The 26,045-nt window shown below is 59.8% G+C and carries 20 protein-coding genes, 5 pseudogenes and 1 riboswitch; of the genes and pseudogenes, 15 read left to right on the top strand and 10 right to left on the bottom strand.

The features are described from left to right. The first annotated feature begins 120 nt into the window (after positions 1-120). The 7 genes and pseudogenes from ACSQ3F_RS27140 to ACSQ3F_RS27110 all read left to right on the top strand — a co-directional run bounded on the left by ACSQ3F_RS27140 (position 121) and on the right by ACSQ3F_RS27110 (position 7,668). Positions 121-768: a TetR/AcrR family transcriptional regulator gene (locus ACSQ3F_RS27140; protein WP_436103272.1), complete on the top strand. Its 648-nt coding sequence runs from the start codon at positions 121-123 to the stop codon at positions 766-768. Positions 769-823: 55 nt separating this feature from the next. Further along, positions 824-1,258, top strand: a complete 435-nt coding sequence (tnpA, locus tag ACSQ3F_RS27135; protein WP_436103271.1) for an IS200/IS605 family transposase — start codon at positions 824-826, stop codon at positions 1,256-1,258. Between the two features lie 135 nt (positions 1,259-1,393). Beyond that, positions 1,394-1,851 (top strand): annotated as a pseudogene (locus tag ACSQ3F_RS27130) (NADPH-dependent F420 reductase); the annotation flags it as partial. Positions 1,852-1,854: 3 nt separating this feature from the next. Continuing rightward, positions 1,855-2,288 (top strand): annotated as a pseudogene (locus tag ACSQ3F_RS27125) (transposase); the annotation flags it as partial. A 1,029-nt stretch (positions 2,289-3,317) separates the two neighbouring features. Then, positions 3,318-4,577 carry a group II intron reverse transcriptase/maturase gene (ltrA, locus tag ACSQ3F_RS27120; protein ID WP_436103270.1) on the top strand — a complete coding sequence of 420 codons (1,260 nt, stop codon included), beginning with the start codon at positions 3,318-3,320 and terminating at the stop codon, positions 4,575-4,577. Positions 4,578-4,870: 293 nt separating this feature from the next. Then, the gene (ltrA, locus tag ACSQ3F_RS27115; protein WP_436103269.1) at positions 4,871-6,346 is read left to right on the top strand and encodes a group II intron reverse transcriptase/maturase; all 1,476 of its coding nucleotides are present in this window, start codon (positions 4,871-4,873) and stop codon (positions 6,344-6,346) included. 107 nt (positions 6,347-6,453) lie between these two features. Beyond that, a complete protein-coding gene (locus ACSQ3F_RS27110) occupies positions 6,454-7,668 on the top strand; it encodes an IS701 family transposase (RefSeq protein WP_436103268.1) in 1,215 nt (404 codons plus the stop codon). A gap of 172 nt (positions 7,669-7,840) precedes the next feature. Here ACSQ3F_RS27110 and ACSQ3F_RS27105 read toward each other — a convergent pair whose 3' ends face one another. Continuing rightward, positions 7,841-8,938: an IS1595 family transposase gene (locus ACSQ3F_RS27105; protein WP_436103267.1), complete on the bottom strand. Its 1,098-nt coding sequence runs from the start codon at positions 8,936-8,938 to the stop codon at positions 7,841-7,843. A gap of 358 nt (positions 8,939-9,296) precedes the next feature. Further along, positions 9,297-9,905: a J domain-containing protein gene (locus tag ACSQ3F_RS27100; RefSeq protein ID WP_436103368.1), complete on the bottom strand. Its 609-nt coding sequence runs from the start codon at positions 9,903-9,905 to the stop codon at positions 9,297-9,299. A 229-nt stretch (positions 9,906-10,134) separates the two neighbouring features. On the opposite strand from ACSQ3F_RS27100, the gene ACSQ3F_RS27095 reads away from it, so the two are divergent. Beyond that, positions 10,135-10,377: a hypothetical protein gene (locus ACSQ3F_RS27095; protein WP_436103266.1), complete on the top strand. Its 243-nt coding sequence runs from the start codon at positions 10,135-10,137 to the stop codon at positions 10,375-10,377. Positions 10,378-10,412: 35 nt separating this feature from the next. Here ACSQ3F_RS27095 and ACSQ3F_RS27090 read toward each other — a convergent pair whose 3' ends face one another. Beyond that, a complete protein-coding gene (locus ACSQ3F_RS27090) occupies positions 10,413-10,619 on the bottom strand; it encodes a hypothetical protein (RefSeq protein ID WP_436103265.1) in 207 nt (68 codons plus the stop codon). Positions 10,620-10,731: 112 nt separating this feature from the next. Here ACSQ3F_RS27090 and ACSQ3F_RS27085 point away from each other — a divergent pair. After that, positions 10,732-11,677 (top strand): annotated as a pseudogene (locus ACSQ3F_RS27085) (3'-5' exonuclease). Between the two features lie 207 nt (positions 11,678-11,884). Here the strand turns inward: ACSQ3F_RS27085 and ACSQ3F_RS27080 are convergent. The 6 genes and pseudogenes from ACSQ3F_RS27080 to ACSQ3F_RS27055 form a co-directional block, all read right to left on the bottom strand. Continuing rightward, positions 11,885-12,188 (bottom strand): annotated as a pseudogene (locus ACSQ3F_RS27080) (hypothetical protein). A gap of 318 nt (positions 12,189-12,506) precedes the next feature. Continuing rightward, positions 12,507-13,292: an SDR family oxidoreductase gene (locus tag ACSQ3F_RS27075; RefSeq protein ID WP_436103264.1), complete on the bottom strand. Its 786-nt coding sequence runs from the start codon at positions 13,290-13,292 to the stop codon at positions 12,507-12,509. A gap of 50 nt (positions 13,293-13,342) precedes the next feature. Beyond that, positions 13,343-14,293 carry a sugar-binding transcriptional regulator gene (locus tag ACSQ3F_RS27070; protein ID WP_436103263.1) on the bottom strand — a complete coding sequence of 317 codons (951 nt, stop codon included), beginning with the start codon at positions 14,291-14,293 and terminating at the stop codon, positions 13,343-13,345. 22 nt (positions 14,294-14,315) lie between these two features. Next, positions 14,316-15,785, bottom strand: coding sequence for an FGGY family carbohydrate kinase (locus ACSQ3F_RS27065; protein WP_436103262.1), 1,470 nt, complete (start codon positions 15,783-15,785; stop codon positions 14,316-14,318). A gap of 81 nt (positions 15,786-15,866) precedes the next feature. Continuing rightward, on the bottom strand, positions 15,867-16,835 hold the full coding sequence (locus ACSQ3F_RS27060) for a transketolase family protein (RefSeq protein ID WP_436103261.1): 969 nt from the start codon (positions 16,833-16,835) through the stop codon (positions 15,867-15,869). Continuing rightward, positions 16,835-17,644 carry a transketolase gene (locus tag ACSQ3F_RS27055; protein ID WP_436103260.1) on the bottom strand — a complete coding sequence of 270 codons (810 nt, stop codon included), beginning with the start codon at positions 17,642-17,644 and terminating at the stop codon, positions 16,835-16,837. Before ACSQ3F_RS27055 ends, ACSQ3F_RS27060 begins: the two co-directional genes overlap by 1 nt. 208 nt (positions 17,645-17,852) lie before the next feature. Between ACSQ3F_RS27055 and ACSQ3F_RS27050 the strand changes: the two genes are divergently transcribed. From ACSQ3F_RS27050 to ACSQ3F_RS27025, 6 genes and pseudogenes are all read left to right on the top strand, one after another. Further along, entirely contained in the window at positions 17,853-18,827 is a 975-nt protein-coding gene (locus ACSQ3F_RS27050; RefSeq protein WP_436103259.1) for an ABC transporter permease, read from the top strand. Between the two features lie 125 nt (positions 18,828-18,952). Next, positions 18,953-19,891: a substrate-binding domain-containing protein gene (locus tag ACSQ3F_RS27045; RefSeq protein ID WP_436103258.1), complete on the top strand. Its 939-nt coding sequence runs from the start codon at positions 18,953-18,955 to the stop codon at positions 19,889-19,891. A 31-nt stretch (positions 19,892-19,922) separates the two neighbouring features. Continuing rightward, positions 19,923-21,410 (top strand): sugar ABC transporter ATP-binding protein, encoded by a 1,488-nt coding sequence (locus ACSQ3F_RS27040; RefSeq protein ID WP_436103257.1) that lies wholly within the window; start codon positions 19,923-19,925, stop codon positions 21,408-21,410. 17 nt (positions 21,411-21,427) lie between these two features. Continuing rightward, complete coding sequence (locus tag ACSQ3F_RS27035) at positions 21,428-22,216, top strand: SDR family oxidoreductase (RefSeq protein ID WP_436103256.1); 789 nt, start codon at positions 21,428-21,430, stop codon at positions 22,214-22,216. Between the two features lie 59 nt (positions 22,217-22,275). Next, positions 22,276-22,422, top strand: a riboswitch (FMN riboswitch). A gap of 90 nt (positions 22,423-22,512) precedes the next feature. Next, on the top strand, positions 22,513-23,148 hold the full coding sequence (ribB, locus tag ACSQ3F_RS27030; protein WP_436103255.1) for a 3,4-dihydroxy-2-butanone-4-phosphate synthase: 636 nt from the start codon (positions 22,513-22,515) through the stop codon (positions 23,146-23,148). Positions 23,149-23,222: 74 nt separating this feature from the next. After that, positions 23,223-24,067 (top strand): annotated as a pseudogene (locus tag ACSQ3F_RS27025) (IS5 family transposase). Between the two features lie 214 nt (positions 24,068-24,281). Here ACSQ3F_RS27025 and ACSQ3F_RS27020 read toward each other — a convergent pair. Further along, positions 24,282-26,036: a thiamine pyrophosphate-binding protein gene (locus ACSQ3F_RS27020; protein WP_436103254.1), complete on the bottom strand. Its 1,755-nt coding sequence runs from the start codon at positions 26,034-26,036 to the stop codon at positions 24,282-24,284. Positions 26,037-26,045: the final 9 nt, after the last annotated feature.

Genomic DNA, 26,045 nt, shown 5'->3' with positions numbered 1-26,045 from the left:
ACCTCCGGTTTTTCAGCACCGCTTCTGTGCCGACCGCTATGCGTCGGGGAGCGGATCGCCTGCAATAATCGGGCGCGTCTTGAAACGCCGGTTGGTTAGAAACGTCGGAATGGAGACCTCATGAGCCGAGTTGCCTCCAGAGAAATTGACGTCGGCTTCTTTCGGGAGCGCATACTGGATGTGGCGGAAGAGCACTTTCGCCGCATCGGTTACCAAAAGACGTCGGTGTCCGACATTGCATCTTGCCTTGGAATGAGCAGCGCGAATATCTACCGCTATTTCCTTTCAAGGGCGGAAATCAACGCGGCGATCTGTGGCCGCTTCTTTGCAGAAACTGCTCGATCCGCAAATGCGATCGCCCGGATGCGTGCGCCGGCTCAAGAGAAGCTCGTAGATCTTTTAAATATCCTCCAACACAAAAGGAAAACGACGTTCATCCAGGAGAAGCCGGTCCACGATCTGATCGTCGCCGCGACGGAAGAGAACTGGGCGATCATCAGAGCCCATGGTGCCCAGATCGTGACGATCATCGAGACGATCGTAAAAGAGGGGATCGAAGCAGGCGAGTTTAGTGTTGATGATGCCGCGCAAGCTGCCCGAAGTGTGATGAACGCCTTCATGCCGTTCTACCACCCCGTTCTCGTCGAGCAGCGGGTCCGAAACGGCGAAGATACCGAAGCAGGTCTGCGTGAGCAGATCCGCTTTTTTGCATGCAAAGTAAACCTCCACCTACGGTGGAGGACTGGACGAGTTCTACACGGTAGTTGAGAGACCTCCTGCTTGAACCATTGGCGTGGCCAAGACATTCAAACATGGAGGTTATATGGATGAACAATCGCTCTCGCATGCGACCTGGGACTGCAAATATCATGTGGTCTTTGGCAGCAAGTACCGGACGAAAAGACTCTACGGGGACGTACGGCGTGAGTTGGGTGAACTCTTGCGTCGGCTGGCTCTGCAAAAGGGTTGCCAGATCGAGGAGGGCCATTTGATGCCCGACCACGTGCACATGCTGATATCGATCCCGCCGAAGTATTCGGTGGCGCACATTGTCGGTTTTCTGAAGGGCAAGACGGCCCTTTATGTTGCCAACAAATATGCGCGCAAGCGCCGATATAAAGGCTATCACTTTTGGGCACGCGGATATTTCGTCTCGACGACGGGCTATAATGAGCAGGTCGTCAGACAATATATCCGTAATCAGGAAAAGGCCGACAAAGCTTCCGACTTTGCCGACCAATTCAATCGTAGCTACTAGGCGCTAACAAAACCACTTCTAGTGGTTCAAGCGCAGCGTTTCAAACCTCCACCTCTGGTGGAGGTCATGACTTCTGAAAGCTCTCGGCGGGTCTGACTAGCATTGGCCGCTATCCACTCGTACCGGCCGCGCGGAGGCGCGGCTGCCGTATCTAAAGATGAAGCCGTGCAGGAGGTCGAGGTGATCGTTCTGTCAATCCCCTTTGCTCGTTATCCAGATCTCGCCGGGCTTTTTGAGGCTGTGCCTGAAGGCGTCGTCGTGATCGACACCTCCAATTACTATCCCTTCCGCGACGGTGTCATCGCGGAGGTCAATGGCGGCATGCCTGAAAGCGGTTGGGTCAGCGAGCAAATTGGCCGTCCCGTGGTCAAGGCATGGAATGCGGCGTTGGCGGCGGCGCTCGCGGAGAAAGGTCGACCGAAGGGCGAAGCTGGACGAATTGCCATTCCAGTTGCCGGCGACCAGCCGGACGTCAGCAGCCCGGCACTCCTGCCTATTGCACCGAGCTTTCAACCGGTGAACTAGAAACGGCGCTGCAATCGGCGGACCAATCTCGTGCTCCTGAAAATCGTGACGCCTTGATGAGAGGGTTCATGTTGAGCGAGCGCATCAAGGAAATTGCGAGAACGGATGAAACCGCGCGGCAACTGACGACGATCCCAGGCATTGGTCCGATTTCCGCCGCTGCGCTGGCGGCCATCGCGCCATCGCCCTCGACCTTCTCGAAAGGTCGTGATTTTGCCGCCTGGCTCGGGCTCACACCGAAACAGAATTCGACGGGTGGCAAGACGCGCCTGGGCGGGACATCGAAGATGGGGCAAAGAGACTTACGGCGTCTCCTGATCCTTGGTGCGATGGCCGTAGTGCAACAGGCTGCGTGGCATGGCGCGGTTGACGGGTCCTGGTTAGCTCGCATGCTCGCGCGGAAACCAAAAATGCTGTTGCAGTCGCGCTGGCAAACAAGATCGCCCGTGTCGCCTGGGCCTTGATGGCTCGCGGCGGGGTGTACCAGGTCCCAGCTGCCGCCTGACGGCGACGGGCTGGAGACGTCGAAATGCGGTGATTCTAAGCGGAGGTTTATGGGCGAACAGTCGAGAAAGACGAGATCGGAAGAGCCAGTGAAGCTGTATGCGCCGCAGAGCGCTCAATTTCGATTTGGATCCGATCTTCGAACTATCCATAAGGGCCCGCGGCACCGTAAGGCCGCATCATGAGGCCGGACACACGACGGAACTCGACCGCATTGCTCATCGCCAAAGTGAAAAAATCACTTGCATTTCCGGGGGCGTCCACACACGCAGATTCGGGCCGATCAGGCCTATCTGGCTCAAATAGTTAAATCGTCACCACGGCCTATCATTACGGTTGGTGCGCCGGGAGACCGGCAAGGAGTAGATGGTGCAAGTCCATTACGATGAAGGCGTAGCGAGCCACATCGGCCCCGAGCCGTGCGCAGGCCTCCGCGAGGGTGTTTGCGAAGCGTCGGTAGGGGAGCATACAGGCCAGCCATTGAGCGTGTGCTGCAGAGACATGCAGACAGAGAGGAGATGAATGAGAGACATGTCGTAAAGCTGCGTGAAAGATGAGGGTGGGCCCCTCGGGATCGACTTTCAGGAGTAGGTCTCAAACCAGTCCAAGCGGCGGCATCCAAAAGGTGCGGTCGTGAGCGTTGGATGAAAAGTCCGAAGTTAATTCGGGCAGGTAAGTATCCGAGAGACGAATGCAAATGAACCCTCGACGACACGTCGAAAATGGTAGGCGTTGCTAAAACCAGGGGCGGCTCAATCCTCTGGGACAAATCCGCGGGACACCTGATTACCGGGCGGATAGCAACCGGCGCAGAGAGGGCGTGAATCGGATGCAGGCTCTCGCGCGGAACTGCAGGAACCAGGTCTTGGATGCCAAGGGAGACGCTGAAGCGGCTAAAACTGCGAGGCAAGAGTACCGAAGCCAAGGACTGGGGCGGACCGACCCGTAGTAGTGATGAAAGTCCTGTAATGGGGCTGGAGCGAAGGGGTCGGGTCAGGTGGTCGTGTCTTTTGAAACAACTGGAGACAGGATGACGTCGACGGATACGACAGACAAGCCGTTTAGGATCGATAAGCGGCTGGTGCACGAAGCTTATAAAGCGGTCAAATCCAATGGTGGTGCGGCCGGGGTGGACGGGCAGACGATCGAGCAGTTCGAAGCCGACCTGGGGAGGAACCTCTACAGGATTTGGAACAGGATGAGCTCGGGAAGCTACTTTCCGCCACCGGTGCGTGCCGTCCCCATTCCCAAAAAGACTGGGGGCCAGCGGATTTTGGGTGTGCCCACCGTGAGCGATAGGATCGCGCAAATGGTGGTCAAACGGCTCATTGAACCGGAACTTGATCAGATCTTTCGGCCTGATTCCTACGGCTACCGTCCGGGCAAATCTGCTCTGGACGCCGTAGGGGTCACGCGTCAGCGGTGCTGGAAATACGATTGGGTTTTAGAGTTTGATATCAAGGGCTTATTTGACAACATATCGCACGAACTCTTGCTCAAGGCGGTCCGGAAGCATGTGAAGTGTAAATGGGCGTTGCTCTATATCGAAAGATGGCTGACGGCGCCCCTGGAACAGGATGGACAAAGGATAGAGCGTGATCGCGGTACCCCGCAAGGGGGAGTGGTCAGCCCGATTCTTTCAAATCTTTTCCTGCACTACGCATTTGATCTCTGGATGGACCGGACATACCCCGACCTTCCATGGTGCCGGTATGCGGATGACGGCCTGGTGCACTGCCGGTCCGAACGGGAAGCGGAGGCCATCAAGGCCGCCCTTCAAGCAAGGCTGGCGGAATGCCAGCTGGAAATGCATCCCACCAAAACCAAGATCGTTTACTGCAAAGACGGAAACCGGAAACGGAACCATAAGAATGTCAAATTCGACTTTCTTGGCTACTGCTTTCGGCCTCGACGGGCAAGGAATGCGCGGACACATAAGATGTTCTGCAACTTCTCGCCGGGCGTCAGCGCTGTAGCGCTGAAGGCGATGCGGAAAACGATCCGGGACTTGGACATCCGACGTCAGACCTCGGTAGCGATGACAGAGATCGCCCGCCAACTCAATCCACTCCTTCGGGGCTGGATAGCGTATTACGGGCGATACACTGCATCGGCTCTGGGGCCATTCTTGCGATACGTCAATCAGACACTGCAGGCGTGGATGATGCGGAAGTTCAAGCGCTTTAAGGGTCGCAAGACAAAGGCAGGGACCTTTCTCATCCGATTAAAGCGGGAATGCCCCAACCTCTTTGTGCACTGGAAACTCGGTCGGACAGGCACGTTGGCCTGATGGGAGCCCAGTGAGGCGAGAGCCTCACGCTGGGTTCTGCGAGAGGCCGAAGGTGAAAGTCCTTCGGCCTACTCACCCGCGAAAGAATGTTTTTCCGGGCGCCGACGCTGTCAACTGAGCGGAAGGCGATACGGGTGGGTGTGCAATCGCGAGCATCCGTCTGGCCCGGCGTGGTCGCAGACCCTGGCATGTATGGAAGCTCCTTGTACGGGAACCGGGAGATCTCCTGGTCGGCCATGACCCCTTTTGGGGCGGATGGTCCGCAGCGGGAAGGCGAGGAGCCGTAGCCGCTGATGCACGACACGGAGAAGTCTGACTTCGGCATAGTAGCGATGAAGCCGACGAACAAAGCCGGGCAACCGGTCGCGGAGTTGGTGGAGCCAAGGCCGGGGACCAAGGGGAACGCGGGACAGCAAAGCACGCACCGGGCACAGGACCGGGCTCGCGTGACCCAAGCGCTGGATCGCGTACGGAAAGCTGCAAGGCTAAAGAAGAAGGAACGGTTCACCGCACTTCTCCACCACATCAATGTCGATGCACTTCGGACGGCATTCTACGCGCTCAGGCGCAAAGCTGCCGCTGGCGTGGATGGCATAACATGGCAGGACTACGAGGCAGACCTTGAGCCTCGGCTCCGGGAACTGCACGCACGGGTTCACGGGGGAGCGTACCGACCGCAACCATCTCGCCGGACGTACATACCGAAGGCGGATGGAAAGCAGCGGCCGCTGGCGATCGCAGCCCTGGAAGACAAAATCGTCCAGGGTGCAACGGTCATGGTGCTCAACGCGATCTATGAAGGTGACTTCTGCGGTTTCTCGTACGGGTTCCGACCCGGACGGGGGCCGCACGATGCGTTGGATGCCTTATCCGTCGCGATCAGCGAGCGGAAGGTGAACTGGATCATGGATGCCGATATCCAAAACTTCTTTGGGGCGGTCAGCCAGGAATGGCTGGTCCGTTTCCTGGAGCACCGGGTCGGCGACAAGCGCATCATCCGTCTGATCCAGAAATGGCTGAAGGCGGGCATCCTCGAAGACGGAGTCGTGATCGTCGATGACAGGGGCACTGGTCAGGGCTCGGTAATCTCACCGCTCCTCGCCAACATCTACCTGCACTACGTTCTCGACCTTTGGGCCAAGCGTTGGAGACGGTGCGAGGCCACCGGCGACATGATCATCGTGCGCTACGCGGACGATGTGGTGGTCGGCTTCGAGCATGAGGACGACGCTCGTCGTTTCCTCGATGCGATGCGTGCGAGGCTTGAGGAGTTCATGCTGTCGCTCCATCCGAACAAGACCCGCCTGATTGAGTTTGGTCGCCGTGCAGCGGCCAAGCGCAAGAAGCGCGGGGTCGGAAAACCGGAGACCTTCGATTTCCTGGGGTTCACGTTCATTTGTGGAAAATCACGCCGTGGGAACTTCCTGCTTCAACGGAAGACGCGACGTGATCGCATGCGGACCAAACTTCGGGAGATCAAGGCGGAGTTGCGGCGTCGAATGCACAGCCCGATCCCCGAACAGGGGAGATGGCTGAAGCGGGTCGTGACTGGGCACTTTGCGTACTTCGCGGTCCCCACGAACGGCCGAGCACTGAATGCGTTTCGGTTCTACATAACCGATCTCTGGAGGCGCACCCTTCGGCGGCGCAGCCAGCGGAGCGGCCTAACCTGGGATCGCGCAACAAGGCTCACCGATCACTGGCTCCCCAGACCTCGGATACTTCATCCATGGCCACAATTGCGTTTCGCCGTCTCTCACCCGAGGTAGGAGCCGAGTGCGGGAATTCCGCTCGCTCGGATCTGTGCGGGGGGCGCTCAGTAATGGGCGTCCCTACCGCGATCATATTTATCTGTAGTCTGAATCTATAGGTCTCCATGATTCGGAGGTCATGGATGGCAGGTGCATCAATCGAGAAGACGCTTGAACTTTGGGCATCATCGCTGCGCGACGTAAAGTCACGTATTCGGAAGCTATTTACGCAGGAGCGAGTTGCAGCATCTGCGAACCTTTTCCTGGACGGCTTGCTGGGTGACGAGCGGCGTAAGACAGGTTGGATGCGCGCTGAGGCGGCCGGTGATCCCGGCCCGTGGCGGCAACAGGCCATTCTGGGTCGCGGGCGTTGGGACGCGGACGCACTTCGCGACATCGTGCGAGAGTATGTTGTAGAAAACCTCGCCACCGATGATGCGGTCCTGGTCATCGATGAGACGGGCTTCCTCAAGCAGGGCAAGACATCGTGCGGTGTTGCACGTCAATACACAGGTTCGGCAGGCAAGATAACGAACTGCCAGATCGGTGTGTTCGCCGCCTATGTGTCCGTTCGCGGTCATGCCTTTATCGATCGAGCCCTGTACTTGCCCAAGAGCTGGACTGGCGAGCCGGCAAGGCTTGCAGCAACTCATGTTCCTGAGGCTACGGCCTTCGCTACCAAGCCAGGCCTGGCTGTCGATATGATACGGCGTTCGCTGGCAGCCGATGTGCCGTTTTCCTGGGTGGCTGCAGATGCTGTATATGGCGTCGGGGACATTGAAGGCACCCTGCGCCGAGCCTGTAAAGGTTACGTTCTTGGGGTTAAATCGGACCACCATTTCGGCTCCTGGTCGGGTAAGCCTCCAGTCGCCGGCACAGCTCAGGAGATCGCCCGTGATCTCGATCCAAAAGCATGGCAGCGTCTTTCCGCCGGTGAAGGCACCAAAGGCGCGCGGCTTCATGACTGGGCCTACTGCGAACTCGCCGATCTCGATGCCGACGAATATAACGAGACGAAATCGGGGCTTTGGACCCGTGGCCTCCTGATCCGGCGTAATATCAGCGACGGCGATCTCGCATTCTTCACCACATGGTGCCCGGCCGGGACCGGCATCCAGACGCTCGTTTCCGTCGAAGGCCATCGCTGGGCGATCGAAGACAGCTTCGAGACCGCAAAGAACGAGCTCGGCCTCGACCACAACGAAACCCGGTCATGGCATGGCTGGCATCGCCACGTCTCCCTCGTCATGCTCGCCTTCGCCATGATGGCGGTGATCCGGTACCGCGCCAATGACGTGACGCCCCAAAAAAGACCGCGGATGCCGACCATCAGGATTTGATCCGCTGGTCTATCCAGGAAGTCCGCCGCATCGCCATCAGACTCGCCCAGCGTCGCATAAACCCCGCCTACGTCATCGCATGGTCATGCTGGAGACGCGCCCATCAGGCGGCAGCTCGACGAGCTCACCTGAATTCTAAAATGCAACTGTAATGCTAGGTACGAGGCCTTTATCAACCAAAGACAGCCACGGCAGATTTGACGGTGATGCCGCCATCCGGGCTTCTGCGCATCTGACGGCCGGTAGCAGCGCGGAACACTTGCAGTAATTGCAGCGCGGGAGGTACTCGTGACCAAAGGGTTTTCATGCTTTCCTTGCCGCTTCGGCTTTTTCGCAGAGCCTGTCCGGTAACAATGCGCTGGGACCAGCGGAAGCCGATTTCATGGAAATATAGGTCGGCAAGTTCCGGGCTGATGTGATGAAAAACACCTGCGATGGTTCGGCGGACCCGAGCATTGAACCCTTCAACTGAATTGACGTGGACGGCATCCCGGACATATTCGCGGCTTGAGTGGTTGACTGTTTCGTGTGCGGCGAAGCTTTCGCCAATGGCCATGAATGCCTTTGCCTCGTCACTCATCAAATGCGCATGAAGCTCAATTTGTGTTGCAATTGCGCCTACGGCAGCACGCAATGAAAGGCCGGTAACGACAGCGGCGCGGGCATCGCCCGCGGTGGAACCGGGGGTGACATCTGCCGGTCGCTGCACGATCGCCATGACCGGCGTCTTCTCCGTTTTTGCCTGCCCCTTGCGGCCTCGCCCCGGTGGCGGTTCATCAGGCCGCTTTCTTGGCCTTCCACCAAGATAGAAATGGTCAATCTCCACCGTGCCGTCCAGCATGTTTTCGCGCGCCACCATGAGACGCAGCGCATGACCGATCCGCCAGGCCGTGGGTTGGCTCACCCCGAGTGTCTCGGCGAGACGAACCGAGGACAAGCCTTTGTCCGACTGCAGCAACAGCCACATCGCCTTGAGCCATAGGCGCAAGGGAAGTTTCGTGGCGTGCAGGGGCGTGTGTGTTGTCACCGTGAACTGGAAACGGCAATCACCGCTGGAGCATTGATAGAGACCCGGCCGCGCACGGCGCTTGCCCATGTCGCGGCCAGCTATCGCGATCGAGCGCTTGTAACCACAGGCGGGGCAGACCCTGCCATCTGGCCATACCATGCTTTCCAGCAAACGACGGCAATGCTCCTCGTCCCGGAACGCGGCGACCATATCTTCAACTGTCCGAATATTGGAAAGCGTTGCCAGCATCATTTCAGACATAATTACCTCCTTCGGGACTGACCGAAGAATCGCATGGAAGACACTGTATTACAAGGACGTTGCTGTCTTTGGTTGATAAAAGCCAGGTACGATGCAGGCAATGGCCGGAACATAGCAAGAACAAGGTTTCCCGCCAAGTCGGCTCTGACTGAATGTGATCTTGCCAGGAAAGTGCGACCGCGCCCCCTTTCGGTGCTATGTTCGGCAATCCCGCACCTGGTCAGGCTGCCAATGCCGCCCTGTTGTAGCCACATGATCAATATGCTGGGCGAACTTGCTGCGAAGGGGCTGAAGGCCGCGCTGGGCAAACGCTCCGCTTGATATTGGATGGGCCTACAAGGCGCTCAGTGAGTGAACCTCAGCAAAATCCATTCAGTTTAAGGATCTTATGTGCCTCGATCGATGCGCGAAGCTCGTCCTCGGAGTTGCGGTTGCCCTGGTTGGCGTCGGGATGGTGCATTTTGAGCCTTTCCTTATAGCGGCTCCTGATTTCCTGCGGTGTTGCCTCCGGCAAGAGACCGAGTGTCGCAAAAGCCTTGGCTTCGAGCACTTTGAGTTTTCGTTTCTGCAAATCGGCTTTTTGGGCTTGGCGTTGTGCCGCAGTTTTTCGGGCATTCAATGCCCTTGCAGAGCCGGAACGGACTGTCGACGGGATCGGGATTTCGGTCGGCTGGCTGACTCTCGTTCCCCGGGTCGGACGACTGCCGGCTGTCGCCTCCCTTTGATAGCGAGCGACGTCCGCGTTTGATGGAGTCGTCGTGTAACTGTATCCCTTGTTGTATTCTTTGACGTGCTCAAGACAGAACAACAGATAAAGGCCTTCAGCGCCCGGCCCCACAGGGGCGCGATGCGTGCCAACCTTTTCACAACCGTCCCATTGGCATTTCGGGCCAGTGGGTTCGCTGGCGGAAGCGGACTTTTTGCGAGCAGATCTAAGGCCCACGAATATTTTCGAATCAAGCGTCATCGCACCTGTATGGATGCCGCGCGTCACCTCGGCAAGATTTAGCAAATTCGCTCGCCAATCCCTCAAGCTGTCAGTAAACCCAAATCAGTGCGATCTTTGCATGAGCACGCATGCTCAACGAGGCAACCTCGAATGGTTTGGTGATGATCGGCATACCCGGTACAAATGGCTGCATCAGCCACATGTTGACCATTCATGCCATTGACGCCAGCTTTGAAAGTGCCAATCGATGACGTCTGCCATCCCCGATTTTTTGAGTGAACTATATCAGTCGGCCAACGCGGTCTCACAGGTATCAACCTTCGAACGCCGGCGCCTGATCGAGCGCGCCGCAAGAATGATTGCGGAGCAGCGGATACAACTCGCGGCTACGGGCAACGTCGTATCCATGCCGTCAAGCGTTGTCGCAGGCCTCGACACTATTCATCCGCAGATCGACGACATGCCCGACCCCGAAAATTGCATGTCCTGAGCGCGAAGACCGAGTGATGGGAGAGGGTAGGTCCGTTACTCGTCCATCAGTCCGTCGAACACTTCCAGCATTGCGTCGGCGATCGCTTGCCCGAGGTCAGCGGCGCTCGTTGCCAGCGCCTTCTCGTCCATATCACGTGCTGCCATCGCGAAGGCAGCACCTTGGGTAGTAACTATTTCCTGAGCACGCTGGATTGCCCAGAGCGCAAAGTCGCTACGGCTTCCGATCTCGGTCGTTTCCATCACTTTTCTCCTGATTTGCATAGACGATTGCCGTATATCGGTATCAGCAATCCAAGTCAGCCTATTGGCATGACATGATATGTTTCCATCGGTGGCACAGAGATCAGCGGGCATGACAGCGCAGTTCGATATGTTTTCAGACGAGGTTAGCTCGACACTGCCGAAGGCCGGCCGCCAGGCGCAGCTGACACAATCGACGCCGAGCGCGATGAGTGAAGACGGTATGGTTGACCATCTGGTGAACACGGGGCGGTACCGTGTTCTCCGAAAACTGGAGTCTCGTGCGGTTGCGATCACAATCCGCCCCGAATTCCCCTTGAGAGGCGTCATCCTTGATACTGAAACCACCGGCCTCAATCACCTCAAAGACGAAATCATCGAGATCGGGATCATCGCATTCACCTTCGATGCGATGATGGCGGATTGCAACAGCCGAGTGTGCCCATTCCTGCGGATATCACCAAGCTGACCGGCATTTCCGACGCGATGGTCGAAGGCCAGGTGATCGACATAGCGGCCCTCAAGGCGCTGATCGATCCTGCCGATCTCATCATAGCTCACAATGCCAGCTTTGACCGGCCGTTTTGCGAAGTGTTTTCCCAGACCTTTGCGCGCAAGGCCTGGGCTTATTCCAATCGGAAATTGACTGGTCATCGCGGGGGTATGAAGGCACCAAGCTCGGCTACCTGATGGGGCAGGCAGGCTATTTCCACGAAGGGCACCGTGCCGTCGATGATTGCTTCGCCCTCCTGGAAGTTTTGATGCGCGAGACCTCAGGCGAAATGCGGACCGCATTTGCAGAACTCTATCAGGCCAGCCAGCAGGCTCGCGTTCGTGTCTTCGCCGAAAACAGTCCGTTCGACATGAAGGACCATCTGAAATCCCGTGGATACCGCTGGTCTGATGGAAGCGACGGCCGGCCAAAATCCTGGTGGATCGAGGTCGATGAGGACACACTCGACAAGGAGTTCCACCATCTACGGACCGAAATCTACCGCTGGCCGGACGCCGATAGGCCCATCAAGCGGCTGACCGCATTCGACCGCTTCAGGGCGTGATGCCACACGGTTTCAGCAACGGAAGGGTGACCTTGGGCCTCACGCATGGGTGGCGTGAGGCATTGTCGCTGTTGCGATCGGGTTAGGGCGTATGTTGTATTCAACAAACGACGCCGGGGCCAAACGGAGCTCCTGGCGTCAAAAAGAACCTCAAGGGATTATGCCCCGAACGGCTATCGGGCGGTGCACCACGTCGGAGCCGGTGCGTTAGATCCCCGACCCGTCGAACTGCTGGGCGTCGTCGCCTTCCCAGGGTGAGGGCATGGACGCGCGGCTGCGATTGGCGGAAGGCATCGGCATCCAGCACTTCAGCTCCGGTTCGGCATATTCGATGACGCAGCCGGGGGAGGAATCAGAGGCGCGCCAGCCTTCTGCGCCGAACTGATCGCCATTCGACCAGTAGGCGAGGTCAACTTCCGCCGGCCCCTGTTCAGACGGGCGGACCGTGACGAGGATCCGACCCGTCTTTCGGCGCGCTTGCCATGTGGCGCCACCTGTCTGGCTCGTCCACGTTCTTCTCTCCTGCCTTGCTGCAGGTAGAGTGTCGCCTCGCCATCGAAAGCGGTCAACCCAAACTTTGCACAAGCCATCCTCTCAAGACGAGTCGGGAAAATTTGAATAACCGCTCAAGAGCGGGGGCGTGCCTTTACTTAATAGAAAATTCTGCCTGAGCCTGCTTTGCAATGGGCTCAAATCCGTTTGAGGCGAAGGAAGTCCATTGCAGGGTGCGGCGTCACAAAGACGTTGCCGACAATGCACGACCATGCACGCATCGGAGACGCGTGCTTGGTCGGAGCGGATTCATAAAGCGATGAGTACCGATCGCGCATCACGACATGATCAGCCCGCCATCCACATTGATCGTCTGGCCGGTGATGTAGGCTGCGTCTGGCGATGCAAGGAAGGCGACGAGGGCAGCGACTTCGGCGGGGGTACCGGCGCGACCCATGGGGATGCCTTCGACCCACTCGGCCATGAGTTCGCCCGGGCCATACTCGCCGAGCATCTCACCCCAGACGCGGTCGTTGTAGTCCCACATCTCGGTATGGATGATACCGGGGCAAATGGCATTGGCGGTAATGCCTTCTCGCGCCAGTTCTTTGGCAAGGCTCTGCGTCAGGCCGACCACGCCGAACTTCGATGCGGCGTAGTGGGGGGTATAGATGAAGCCCTGGCGGGCCTGGCCTGAGGCGGTGTTGATGAGGCGGCCCCTGGTGTCGCTGGCGCGGAAACGGCGGATCGCCTCCTGGCAGCAGAGGAACACGCCCTTGGTGTTGACGTCGAGGTTGAGGTCCCATTCGCGTTCGGTGAGGTTCTCCACCTTGGCGATGGTGATGACGCCGGCGTTCTGGACGGAGACGGAAATAGCGCCGAGCTTCGCCTCGGCCTCGCCATAGGCCTCCCGCACCGCCCTTGCATCGGTCACATCAAGGGCGAGACCAAGCACTTCGGCGCCGGTTTCCTCAGCGAGCGTCCCAGCTGCCGCGGCCATATCCTTCTCGATTGCAGCGATAGCGACTTTTGCACCCTCTTCGGCAAAGCGCTTGGCGATGCCCCGCCCGATGCCCTTGTTGCCCCCGGTAACGAACACCCTCTGGCCTGCGAAACGTCTCATGGTGTTTCCTCCATAATGCGCAGCAGGCCGAAGGCTGATCTCGAGGGAGATCAGGCCGTGAGCCGAGCTGCTGTGAACTTGTCGGTGACAAGCACATCGATGACTCCCAGATTCAGGGCGCCGGCAATGGCCTGGGTTTTCGCTCCTCCGCCCGCGAGCGCCATGACGCGGCTGGTCTTGCGCAGATCCTCCAGCGAGATGCCGATGACGCGTTCGTTGAGCGGGGTTTCGACCGGCTTGCCGTCCTTGTCGTAGAACCGGTAGGAAATCTCGCCGACGGCGCCGGCCTCGTGAAGCACCGCCATCTCCTGGCGGGAGAAAGTGTTACCGGAGCGGGCGAGGAGCTCGGACGGCTCCACCGCGCCGATGCCAACAATCGCAAGGCTGAGGCGGCCAAACAGGTCCATCGTCTCGCGCACGACCGGGTCGGACAGCATGACCAGCTTTGCCTCGCGCGACGAGGTAATGCCCTGGACAAGGAGCAGCCGCGGCTCGCCGCCGGTAAGCCTTGCCAGACGCGCCGTCAACTGTGTGGCATGGGTCTGCACTGATGCATCGCCCATGCCGCCGAGGATCTGCACGATGTACTTGGCCTTGGCATTCTTGAGCGGATGGATGTTGTCCACCATGCGCAGGATGGTCTGGCTCCAGCTTGAGACGCCGACGATCTCGTCCTGCTGCAGGGTGACCTCGAGGAAATGGGCGGCGGCCTCGCCGATGCGGGCCATGATCGCGCCGTCGCGATCCTCGGAACAGTCGATGACGATGGCTTCGGTCAGGCGGTAGCGCTCGCGCAGCGCTGTTTCGAGGTCGGCGAAGGTGCCGGCCGGAGGAATGACCGTCGTGCGTACGATATCTTCCTGCTCTGCCCGCTTCAGCATGCGCGAAACGGTGGCCTGCGACATGTGCATGATCTCGGCGATTTCGGCCTGCCGCGTGCCTTCGATATGGTACATCTGGGCGATGCGGGCGATCAGTCGCAGCTCGTTGAGCCGTCCCATGGGATTCTCCAGTGGTGAATTTTTATTCACTCATAGTTGAAGGACCCGAAACGGTCGAGCGGTAGATTGCGTCCTGCCAAACCAGAAGCCGTTCCCTGGCGTCGGAAGCACGCGGCGTGATGGGACTGCCGGCGCGCGGCAAGGCGGCGATGGCGGCAAGATCGGGCCACACGCCCAGCGAAAGCCCGGCGAGATAGGCCGCGCCGAGCGCGGAGGCCTCGGGTGCGTCGCATTGGATGATGGCATGGTTCAGTGTGTCGGCGACGCATTGCATCAGGAAGGTGTTCTTGCTCGGCCCGCCATCCGCAAAGAGACGGCCGAGCGGCGTTGGCGATTGCGCTGACATAGCCTTGAACACGTCATGGACCTGGAAGGCCATCGAATCCGTCACCGCGCGGGCCATCTGGGCCCGCGTCGTGTTGAAGGTGATGCCGGAGAACAGCGCCTGTGCGTCGGCCTGCCAGTAGGGAGCGCCGAGGCCGACGAAGGCCGGTACAAAGCCCGGCCCCCCAGGATCGGCCGTTGCCGCCAGATCAGTCAACGCTTGCACATCGGACAGGCCAAGTATCTCGACCATCCAGGGCAGCGCCGCGGCCGACACGAGGATATTGCCCTCGAAGGCATAGGTCGGCTTGCCATCGATCGACCAGGCGATCGTCGTGGTGATACCGTGCTCAGGCGCGATGAAGCGGGGCAGGGTCGTCATGATCGACGAGCCGGTGCCGAAGGTTACCTTGCCATCCCCGGGATTGAAGGCGCCGTGACCGAAGAGGGCGGCATGGCTGTCGCCGATAGCCGAGGCGATCGGGATGCCGTCCCTCAGGCCTCGTACGTTCTTTGTGACGCCGAAGTTTGAGGCGCTGTCGCGCACCTCGGGCAGGGCGGATTTCGGCACACCGAACAGGTTGCAAAGCTCGTCGCTCCAGACCTGACGATTCAGGTCGTAAAGCTGGCTGCGGGCGGCGTTGGCCGCGTCGCAGGCATGGACCGCTCCGTCCGTGAAGCAATGGATCAGCCAGGCGTCGATCGTGCCCAGCCGGACCGTGTGTCTCGCTGGCACGCGGTCGAGCAGCCACTTCATCTTGGGGCCGGGGAACATCGGATCGATGGGAAGGCCGGTGAGTGCCTGGACGTGCGCCGCATGCCCCGCCGCAATGAGTTCGGCGCAGGCCGGCGCGCTGCGGCGGCATTGCCAGCTGACCACGGGGCCGAGCGGCTTGCCGGTGGCGCCATCCCAGACGGTGACGGATTCGCGCTGGTTGGAGATCGCGACGCCAAGAATGTCGACCGCAGGTCCCGCTCGCAGGCAGGCGGCAATCGCCTCCTGGACCGATTCCCATATGCGCAACGGGCTCTGTTCGACCCAGCCAGGCTGCGGGTGCTCGATGCCGACGGGAGACGCGCCGCGCGACAGGATTTCCCCGGCCGTCGAAACGAGCACGGCCTTGGAATTCGTGGTGCCCTGATCGATGGCGAGAATTGCGGTTATCATGGCGGCTCCGGCAGGCAGGAATTGGGGGCGCGGCGAAAGGGAGGTCTTGCCGCGCCCGGCACGGGATCTAAACGCGCACTATCATGCGCGGGAAGGCTTCCGTGCAATCAGCGTTACGGCCGCATCAGCGATGGCGGCAGGGGACATGCCGAATTCGTCGAGCAGGAACTCTGCCGAGCCGGTAGGGGCGAAGATGCCAGGAACGCCGAGGATCTTCATCGGCACTGGCGCTTCGGCCACGACGAACTCGGCGATGGCTGAGCCAAGGCCGCCGATAGTGGAGTGCTCTTCCGCCGTCAGGATGGCGCCGGTTTCGCGCGCAGCAGCCACCACCGCCTCCACGTCGATCGGGCGGACCGTCGCCATGTTCAGTACGCGCGCCTCGATCCCCTGCTCGCAGAGAAGCTCGGCCGCCTTCACAATGCGGTGGGTCACCGTGCCATTGGCGATGAGGGTGATCGCATCGCCATCCCGCAGCAGATTCGCCTTGCCCAGCTCGAATTTGTGGTCGACCGGCAGCAGGTCCGGAACGCCCACACGTGATAGGCGAAGGAAGACCGGTCCGTCATAGTGGGCGGCCCATTCCACGGCCGCGGCCGTTTCGATCGAATCGCAGGGGGCTACGACGGGGAGGTTCGGCAGCACGCGCAACCAGGCAAAGTCTTCGATGGAATGGTGCGTGGGTCCAAGTTCGCCATACGCCATGCCGGAGGAAATGCCGATGAGCTTCACATTGGCGTTGGAATAGGCGATGTCGGCTTTGATCTGCTCCAGCGACCGGCCGGTCAGGAAGCAGGCGGCGCCACAGACGAAGGGCAAGAGGCCGCCATTGGCAAGGCCGGCGCCGACGCCCACCATGTTCTGTTCGGCGATGCCGACATTGACCAGTCGCTCCGGCCACTTCGATTTGAAGCCGCCGAGCTTGGATGAGCCGACCGAGTCGTTACAGACGGCCACGATCCTGGGGTTGTCTGCGCCGAGTTGTTCCAGCATGGAGACGAAGGCATCGCGGCAGTCGTGCAGCTTGGGAGAAGGTGTCAGGGCGTTCATCACAGGGCCTCCGAAAGCTCAGCCACGGCAATCTTGTACTGTTCGGCATTCGGCACCTTGTGGTGCCAGTCGACCTTGTCCTGCATGAAGGAGATGCCGTGGCCCTTGTTGGTATGGGCGACAATGCAATGCGGACGATCGCCGCGCTTCTCCAGCGCCGGAACGATTTCGTCCATGGCATTGCCGTTGATTTCGCTGACATCCCAGCCGAAGGCTGCGAGCTTGGACGGGAAGGGGGCGAGATTGTTGGTGTCCTTCAGCGACGCGCCCTGCTGGAACCGGTTGTGGTCGATGATGAGCGTCAGGTTGTCGAGGCCGAACTGCGCGGCAGACGCGATAGCCTCCCAGTTCGATCCTTCCTGCATTTCGCCGTCACCGGTCAGAACATAGGTGCGATACGCCGCCCCCGTGAGCTTGGCGGCCTTCGCCATGCCGACCGCAACCGGCAGGCCATGGCCAAGCGGGCCGGTATTGGTCTCGACGCCCGGCACCTTGTTGCAGTTCGGATGGCCGTTGAGGCGCGAATGCGGCTTCAGGAACGTGGCGATCTCGTCTTCCGGAATGAAGCCGCGCTTGGCAAGCGTCACATAAAGTGCCAGCGCCACATGCCCCTTTGAGAGCACGAAACGGTCACGATCCGGATTCCTCGGCTGGTCGGGCCAGATGCGCAGCACACGGAAATAGAGCGCCGTCAGAATGTCGATAGCGGACATTTCCCCGCCAATGTGGCCGGCGCCGGCTTCGAACACCGCTTGCAGGTCGCGAAGGCGGATCTGTTGAGCGATGCGGTCGAGATCATTCGGCTGCATGAAACCCCCATAGTGAATAAATATACAGTGCCCTATATACTTGCATGGAGATTGAGCAAGTCAAGTGAAAATAGGGCTAGTCAGGTAAAAATTACGGAGCCTGGTCGTATTGACACACCCTAGATCGATCGTATACGAATTTACAGACAGTAATGAATATTTATGCACGCTGCCTATTTGAGGCAGCTGGCTGACCGGAGGAGGGTTCATGCTGGTTGCAGCGAAGGAAAATCAAGGTGTCGTGGGCGGGCTACTCCCAACGTTGCGGGGAGCGACCGGGCCGCTGATCGGCCTTATCGTTCTGTGCCTTTTCCTAACCTTCGCGACGGACAAGTTTCTGTCTGTGCGAAACTTCCTCAACGTGCTCGACCAAATCACGGTGCTGGGCGTCATGGCCGTGGGTATGACGATGGTCATCCTGATCGGCGGCATCGATCTTGCCGTCGGTTCGGTCATGGCGTTGGCGATGATGGTTCTCGGTTACCTCAACGTTGTGCTCGGCGTGCCGATGGGCATCGCTATTCCGCTGGCCTTGATTGCGGCATCGCTGAACGGCCTGATCGCCGGCCTGCTGATCACGCGCTTCAACGTGCCGGCCTTCATCGCGACGCTCGCCATGATGTCGATTACGCGAGGCATCGCTAACATGATCACGGACGGTCAGCAGATCATCGGCTTCCCCGCCTGGTTCAACATGATGGCGATCGTGCGCTTCGGCGGCTTCCTGACGCTGACGGTCGCCGTGATGCTGTTGGTGTTCATTGTCGGCCTGCTCTACCAGCGCTACCGTCACGGAGGGCGCGTGCTCTACGCCATAGGCGGCAATGCGGAAGTAGCGCGGCTTGCCGGCATCAATGTCCAGCAAGCGACCGTTCTCGTCTACGTCGTGTGCAGCTTCCTTGCCGGGCTTTCCGGCATGGTGCTCGCAGCCCGTCTCGACTCGGTCCAGCCGTCCTCGGGTGTTTCCTATGAACTCGACGCCATCGCGGCGGTCGTCATCGGCGGCACATCGCTGTCAGGCGGCACCGGCGGCATCGGCGGCACTATTATCGGCGTGCTGATCATCGGGGTTCTGCGCAACGGGCTTAACCTGCTCAGCGTCTCTCCGTTCATGCAGCAGGTCATCATCGGCGCCGTGATCGTACTAGCCGTCACGGCCGAAACCTACCGTAAGCGCAAGTAGCGTTTTTCACCCCGCTGCAACGAACGGCGGGGTGCTGAAAACGGTTCGCAATGGTGCGGGCCGGCAAAAGGGAGGTGGCGTCCGGCGAAGGCAGGTCGCACACCAGGCAACTCGGAGGAGAAACCATGAAACTGTCCAAACTGCTGATGGCGGCAACTGCGGCCGCGGTCCTTGCAACCCCGTTCGGCGCGTCGGCCGCAGAGATCAAGAAGATCGGCCTTGCCGTTCCGAACCTCCAGGCCGACTTTTTCAACCAGATCAAGCTCGGCGTCGAAAAGTACGCGAAGGAAAAGGGTATCGAGGTCGTCGTCGTTGACGCGAAGAACGACACCAATACGCAGGTTAGCCAGGTGCAGGACCTGATGACACAGGACATCAACGCGTTCATCTATATCCCGGCTGGCGCCGCTGCCGCCGCCGTGCCGACCCGTCTTGCCCGCGAAGCCGGCATTCCGGTGATCAATGTCGACCGCGTTCCGGAAGGCGCGCCGGGCGACACATTTATCGCCGGCGAGAGCGTCGAATCCGCCTATGCCGTGTGCAAGCACATTATCGAGAAGGCCGGCGGCAAGGGTAAGATGGCGATCATCCACGGCCAGAAGGGCACCACGCCGGAAGTGGATCGCTTTACCGGCTGCAAGCGTGCCATCGACGAGAACAAGGGTGTCGAGCTCGTCGACCAGCAGTGGAGCAACATGTGGTCTGCGGATGAGGGGTTCTCGATCGCGCAGAACATGCTGCAGGCCAATCCGGATATTACGATCATCTTCGGCCAGGCAGACGGTCTCGCCATGGGTGCAGCCAAGGCGGTCGACGTCGCCAACCTCTCGGACAAGGTGATCATCGGCGGCTATGACGGCGACGTCTCGGCACTCGAATATCTCGCCAAGTGCAAGGGTCCGTTCATCGCAACCGCGACGCAGAGCACGCAGAAGATGGGCGTCCTTGCAGTCGAATCCGCGCTCGCTGTCGCCGCCGGCCAAAAGGTCGAAGAGCGCCAGACGCCGAATGCCGTGCTGACAACTTGCGAGAACGCGCCGGAATTTGTGAAGAGCCATCCGTAATCCGGCTTCATAACCGAAAGGTAGCAGCGCCATGACGACCCGCTCTCCCATCCTGTCGCTCCGCGGAATTCAGAAATCCTACGGGCCGATCAAGGTTCTCCTCGGTGTCGATCTCGACATCTATCCGGGAGAGGTCGTGGCGCTGCTTGGTGAAAACGGTGCCGGAAAATCGACCCTGTCGAACATCATTTCCGGCACCGTCCAGCCCTCCGCAGGGGACTTGACCTGGCTCGGCAAGACCTATGCCCCTGCCAATCCCCGCGCCGCGATGGACGAGGGGGTGGGCATGATCCATCAGGAACTGAAACTGCTTCCGAAGCTTTCCATCGCAGAGAATGTCTTTGTCGGCCGCTATCCGATGAAGTCGGGTCGGGTTGACCGCAAAGCAATGGAGGAGCAGGCGCGCAGCGGCTTGCATCGGCTGGGTCTCGATATCTCGCCCGACCGCCTTGTCGAAGGGCTGTCGACCGGAAAGCAGCAGTTGATCGAGATCGCCAAGGCGCTTACGCTCAACGCCCGTTTGCTGATCCTTGACGAGCCGACCGCCGCATTGGGTGGCGAAGAAACCCAACTCTTGTTCCAGCAGATCGAACGTCTGAAGTCGGAAGGCGTGGGCATTATCTATATTTCGCACCGTCTTGAGGAAATCCGCCAGGTCGCCGACCGCATCGTCGTCATGCGTGACGGCGCCAAGGTGCAGGAATTTGACAGCGGCGACGTTCCGGTCCGCACCATCGTCGAAGCGATGGTCGGACGCTCGCTTGAGCGCATGTTTCCGATCCTTCCGACACCGACGGCGGAGGTGGCGCTGGAGGTGCGCAGTCTCACATCGCCGTCCAACGCGTTTCGCAACATCAGCTTTTCGGTCCGCAAGGGCGAAGTTTTCGGCATCGCCGGCCTCATGGGTGCCGGCCGCACCGAACTCGTGCGCGCCGTCACCGGCGCCGATCCCATTTCCGGCGGCGAGGTCCTGTTGCACGGCAAACCCGTCACGCCGCGCGCGCCCATCGACGCGATCCGCAACGGCATCGTCCTCGTGCCCGAAGATCGTAAGCTCCAAGGCGTGGTGCTTGAACACTCGATTGCTGAAAACATCGGTTATGCCAACCTCGGCGAGATTTCCCGCAGGGGCTGGATTTCGTCGGGTCGCATCCATGAGTTCGCCGAGGACTATATCAGGAAGTTCGGGGTCAAGGGCCGCGGCGGGCAAAATGCCGGCGAGCTTTCTGGCGGCAACCAGCAGAAGGTGGTGCTTGCCAAGTGGCTGGCGCGCAAGCCGCAGGTCGTGGTGCTGGATGAGCCGACGCGCGGCATCGACGTCGGCGCCCGCTCTTCGATCTACGATCTCATCATGGATCTTGCCCGTGCGGGCGTTGCGGTCATCGTGGTCAGTTCCGACCTCGAGGAGGTGCTCGGCGTCTCCAACCGCATCATGGTCATGGCTCAGGGCAAGCAGGCCGGTATCCTGAACCGCGAGGATGCAAACGACGTCTCGGTCATGGAACTGGCGACGATCTGAACAGGGAATAATTCATCATGTCTGAAATCACTCTGAATGCACCGAAATTGTTCGATCTCTCCGGAAACATCGCTTTCGTGACGGGGGCAGGCAGCGGCATCGGGCAGCGCATCGCCATAGGGCTGGCGCAGTGCGGTGCGGACGTCGCGCTGCTCGACCGCCGAACCGATGATGGGCTTGCGAAGACCGCCGATTTTATCGCCAGGGCAGGCCGCCGCAGCATCCAGATCGCCGCCGACGTGACCAGCGGCGCGGCGCTCAACGAAGCAGTTGCACGCACCGAGGCGGAACTTGGGGCGCTGACGCTTGCCGTCAATGCCGCCGGCATCGCCAACGCCAATCCGGCGGAGGAGATGGAGGAAATCCAGTTCCAGACGATGATGGACATCAACCTGAAGGGTGTTTTCCTCTCCTGCCAGGCGGAAGCGCGTTCCATGCTGAAGACCGGGCGAGGGGCGATCGTCAACATCGCCTCCATGTCCGGCGTCATCGTCAACCGGGGCCTCAGCCAGTGCCACTACAACGCCTCGAAGGCCGGCGTGATCCACATGACGAAATCCATGGCAATGGAATGGGTCGGCCGCGGCATTCGCGTGAACACGATCAGCCCCGGCTATACGGCAACGCCGATGAACACGCGCCCCGAAATGGTGCATCAGACGAAACTGTTCGAGGAACAGACGCCGATGCAGCGCATGGCAAATGTCGACGAGATGGTCGGCCCCGCAGTCTTCCTGTTGTCGGAGGCCGCGAGTTTCGTGACCGGCGTCGATCTTCTCGTCGATGGCGGTTTCTGTTGCTGGTAATGGTACGCGGCCGGTCAAATCTGGCCTCTTGCATTTTAGCGGAGGAATTCCTTATTTACGTGTGTTCTCAGGGCGGGGTGAAAATCCCCACCGGCGGTATCCGGAGCGATCCGGGAGCCCGCGAGCGCTTCCACGAAGGTGGAGGGTCAGCAGACCCGGTGAGATGCCGGGGCCGACGGTTACAGTCCGGATGGAAGAGGGCATGCTTGCAAACCGCTCCTCACCGGGCGGCTGTAGGCCTGTTCGCCCAAGGGATTGATAACGCCGATATCGGCAACCCTTGAAAGGCAATGAAAATGGCAATCTCGAAAATTGAAGACGCAATCGCGGCACTGGCGTGCGGAGGCATGATCGTGGTCGTAGACGACGAGGACCGGGAAAACGAAGGCGACATCATCGTCGCCTCGGATTTCATAACCCCCGAGACGATCGCGTTCATGATGAAACACGCTCGCGGGCTCATCTGCGTGGCGATGGAAGGGGAGCGGCTCGACGCGCTTGATATTCCGCTGATGGTGCCGCGGAACACCGAACTGCACAAAACGGCTTTCACGGTCTCGGTCGATTACCTGCCGGGAACTACTACTGGTATTTCCGCAGCCGATCGGGCCGCGACTGTTCGGGCGTTGATGGACCCCAGGTCGCGGTCGGCGGATTTCGCCCGCCCAGGCCATATTTTCCCGTTGCGGGCGCACCCTGCGGGCGTTCGCGGCCGGCCTGGTCACACGGAGGCCGCGGTAGATTTTGCGCGTCTCGCAGGCAAGTCCGCATCGGGCGTCATTTGCGAAGTTGCCAATGACGATGGGACGATGGCCCGACTACCCGAGCTTCTAGTCTTCGCCGAAACGCACCAACTTCCTTTGGTTACTATTCAGGACCTGATCGCCTATGTCGAGAAGACTTGGCGCCACGTTGCGGTTCACGCTGCCTGAGTGTCGGTCCATAAAGAAGTTGAATGATATGAATCGTTTGTGATTCCATGCAGTTGAATTGATTCGATGAGGGCATGGACGCGATGTGGACGAAGGCTAACCGAGGGAAATACAATCGAGATTGTCTGCGCTATCCGAGCGATTTGACGGATGCGGAATGGGCGCTGGCTGAACCCTTGATTCCGCCTGCCAAGCACGGCGGTCGCAGGCGTGAGGTCGATGTCCGGGAGGTTCTCAACGGCCTGCTTTATGTTCTCAGCACGGGTTGCCAATGGCGGGCAGTGCCGAAGGACCTGCCGCCGAAGAGCACGCTGTTCAGCTATTTCGACCTGTGGAACTGGGACGGCACGCTCGGCCGCATTCATGAGGAACTCTACGTGAAATGCCGTGAGGCGATGGGCCGCGAGGCCAGTCCGACGGCGGCAATCATGGACAGCCAGAGCGTCAAAGGCGCTGAAAAAGGGGGCGCTGCATTGACCCGGGCGGGTATGATGCGGGGAAAAAGATCAAAGGCAAGAAACGCCATATCCTTGTCGATACGGTAGGCCTTCTGCTGCATGCGCTGGTTCATCCGGCCGACATCCAGGACCGCGACGGTGGCGTGCTGGTTCTGAAGACGCTGTTCGGGCGCTATCCGTTCTTGAAGAAACTGTTCGCCGATGGTGGCTATCAGGGGCCTGTCTTCGCCAAGGGACAAAAGAAGGCAATGCCAGGACTTGCGACCGCGATCGTCAAGCGCTCCGACACCGCCAAGGGTTTTGAGGTTCTGCCGAGGCGCTGGGTGGTCGAACGGACGTTCGCATGGCTGGGTCGATGCCGCAGGCTGGCCAAGGATTTCGAAAATCTGTCGCGCAACGCGCTCGCCTTCCTCAAGCTGGCGTCTATCCGCCTCATGCTGCGAAGGCTCTGTTCAAAATGAATAACTTTCCGGACCGACTCTGAGACCCTTCAGTTTCGGACGCTCGAAGTGCCTCACTCTTCGAGCGTCTCGGCCCAAATTTCCATTGCTCATTCCGGTAGCACTTACTTATGTAGAACTGCGTCCAATCGATGTTGGGCTGTTGATTTCCACTGAGAACTGACCCGGTCCTGCGACTGAGGCCCGTTCCTATGATCTAAATTTCGAAACCACCCTAGAAGTAGCGGACTTCCTCGGCCTCGACGCTCAGCGGATCCTTTCCGCGCTTGGAAAGCCAGGAGTAGACCGGCGGCACGCGATCCGCGATGGATTCCACATGAATGTCGATCATGCAGGGACCGTCCTTGTAGGCGAAAGCACCGGCCAGGGCCGTATCCAGTTCTCCGGCATCGCGCGCAGTCCACGCCATCAGGCCAAAGGCTTCGGCAATCGCCTGTCCTTTTGGCGGCATGAAATCGACGCCGAAGCATTGATTGTGGCCACGCAGGCGATGCAGCCCCTTGATCCAGCCGAAAGTGCCGTTGTTGAACAGAAGAAGCACCGCCGGGATCTGCAACCGCACGAGCGTCTCCAGTTCGCCGACGGACATGCCGAAGGAACCGTCGCCGAACATGCCGATAGGACGCTTGTTCTTGTCGGCGAACCAGGCGCCCACCGTGGCCGGCAGAGCAGAGCCAAGGCCACCAAAGGCCCGTGGGATGGCGATGCGGGTTCGGCGATCGCTGAGCTTCAGGAAGCGGGTCATGTGCGGTGTCGGCGTACCGGCATCGGAGTAGATCAGTGCCGGTTTGCCATAGGCCTCGAGAGCCTCATTGAAGCAACGGACGGCCCGCTCTGGGCGCAACGGCGCCGCATCGGAATTGAGCAGGACCTGTGCATTCGTCCAGAAATTCGCGCGCAATTCGTTCAGTTCGTCGACCCATGCGGTGGTCTTGCCGGAATCACGATCTGCCGGGGTCATGGCAATGAGTTGCTCCAGCACCAGCCTGGCATCTCCCGGAACAGAGAGGACATTTTCGTAGTTGTTGGCCATGATCTCCGGATCAATGTCGATCTGGGCGACGCGCTTGTTCAGCGTAATCGTCGGAAACGTCCAGCCGATCGTGACGACCGAGCCCATCCTGGAACCGACGAACAGCACGAAGTCGGCATGCTCCAGTGCCCAGTTGGCATGGGGATGAAAGCCGTTGTCGCCGATCACTCCGACGGCAAGGCGATGATCGTCCGGCATCGTGCCCTGACCGGTCATCGTTGTGCAGACGGGAATGTTGAGACGTTCTGCAAGCTCCGTTACCTGCGGACCCGTGCACGAGCGGTTGACGCCGCCGCCCGAAACGATCAGCGGCTTGGCGCTGCTCGTCAGCAGTGAGAGCAGCGTTTCCAGCTTGTCTTGGGTCGGAAGTGTCGGATAGGCAGGGAACTGCATGCATTCGGTCTCCACATGCGTCGAGATGCGCGTCGGATCTATCTCGGCCAGCAACATGTCTTCGGGGATCTGCAGATGCACTGCACCAGGCTTGCCCGAGCAGGCGATGCGGAAGGCGCGCCGGATGATCTCGGGCAGCTTTTCCGGCGATTTGACCTGAACGGACATTTTGGTGATCGGATCGAACAGGCGGGCGCAATCGAGTTCGGTCAGAACACCCCGCCCTTCGCCCGGCAGTGGGATATCGATGGTCAGCAGGATGACCGGCACCGACGACGAATTGGACTCCGCCACGGGCGGCAGGGAATACATGGCGCCAGCGCCCGACGGGCACTCGAAAACACCCGGCTTGCTTGTGAACCGGCCATAGGCATCCGCCATGTAACCGGCCGAGCGCTCGTCGCGTGCCATCACGTGGCGGATCTTGTCTTCATTCACCTGCAGCGCTTCGTAGAGCGGAACATTTGTGTCGCCCGGCACGCCAAAGATCACTTCGACGCCGTAGCCTATGAGCATTTCCACGAGAACGTCTGCACCGCGCATGGCTTGTTT

It is taken from the genome of Pararhizobium sp. LjRoot238 (genome assembly GCF_964252955.1).
GTDB lineage: Bacteria > Pseudomonadota > Alphaproteobacteria > Rhizobiales > Rhizobiaceae > Pararhizobium.
This window is presented reverse-complemented; position numbering and strand designations above follow the sequence as displayed.

Coding starts and splice junctions, on each gene's coding strand:
- ACSQ3F_RS27140 (WP_436103272.1), top strand. CDS start 121: ATGAGCCGAGTTGCCTCCAGAGAAATTGACGTCGGCTTCTTTCGGGAG.
- tnpA (WP_436103271.1), top strand. CDS start 824: ATGGATGAACAATCGCTCTCGCATGCGACCTGGGACTGCAAATATCAT.
- ltrA (WP_436103270.1), top strand. CDS start 3,318: ATGACGTCGACGGATACGACAGACAAGCCGTTTAGGATCGATAAGCGG.
- ltrA (WP_436103269.1), top strand. CDS start 4,871: ATGCACGACACGGAGAAGTCTGACTTCGGCATAGTAGCGATGAAGCCG.
- ACSQ3F_RS27110 (WP_436103268.1), top strand. CDS start 6,454: ATGATTCGGAGGTCATGGATGGCAGGTGCATCAATCGAGAAGACGCTT.
- ACSQ3F_RS27105 (WP_436103267.1), bottom strand. CDS start 8,938: ATGTCTGAAATGATGCTGGCAACGCTTTCCAATATTCGGACAGTTGAA.
- ACSQ3F_RS27100 (WP_436103368.1), bottom strand. CDS start 9,905: ATGACGCTTGATTCGAAAATATTCGTGGGCCTTAGATCTGCTCGCAAA.
- ACSQ3F_RS27095 (WP_436103266.1), top strand. CDS start 10,135: ATGACGTCTGCCATCCCCGATTTTTTGAGTGAACTATATCAGTCGGCC.
- ACSQ3F_RS27090 (WP_436103265.1), bottom strand. CDS start 10,619: ATGGAAACGACCGAGATCGGAAGCCGTAGCGACTTTGCGCTCTGGGCA.
- ACSQ3F_RS27075 (WP_436103264.1), bottom strand. CDS start 13,292: ATGAGACGTTTCGCAGGCCAGAGGGTGTTCGTTACCGGGGGCAACAAG.
- ACSQ3F_RS27070 (WP_436103263.1), bottom strand. CDS start 14,293: ATGGGACGGCTCAACGAGCTGCGACTGATCGCCCGCATCGCCCAGATG.
- ACSQ3F_RS27065 (WP_436103262.1), bottom strand. CDS start 15,785: ATGATAACCGCAATTCTCGCCATCGATCAGGGCACCACGAATTCCAAG.
- ACSQ3F_RS27060 (WP_436103261.1), bottom strand. CDS start 16,835: ATGAACGCCCTGACACCTTCTCCCAAGCTGCACGACTGCCGCGATGCC.
- ACSQ3F_RS27055 (WP_436103260.1), bottom strand. CDS start 17,644: ATGCAGCCGAATGATCTCGACCGCATCGCTCAACAGATCCGCCTTCGC.
- ACSQ3F_RS27050 (WP_436103259.1), top strand. CDS start 17,853: ATGCTGGTTGCAGCGAAGGAAAATCAAGGTGTCGTGGGCGGGCTACTC.
- ACSQ3F_RS27045 (WP_436103258.1), top strand. CDS start 18,953: ATGAAACTGTCCAAACTGCTGATGGCGGCAACTGCGGCCGCGGTCCTT.
- ACSQ3F_RS27040 (WP_436103257.1), top strand. CDS start 19,923: ATGACGACCCGCTCTCCCATCCTGTCGCTCCGCGGAATTCAGAAATCC.
- ACSQ3F_RS27035 (WP_436103256.1), top strand. CDS start 21,428: ATGTCTGAAATCACTCTGAATGCACCGAAATTGTTCGATCTCTCCGGA.
- ribB (WP_436103255.1), top strand. CDS start 22,513: ATGGCAATCTCGAAAATTGAAGACGCAATCGCGGCACTGGCGTGCGGA.
- ACSQ3F_RS27020 (WP_436103254.1), bottom strand. CDS start 26,036: ATGCGCGGTGCAGACGTTCTCGTGGAAATGCTCATAGGCTACGGCGTC.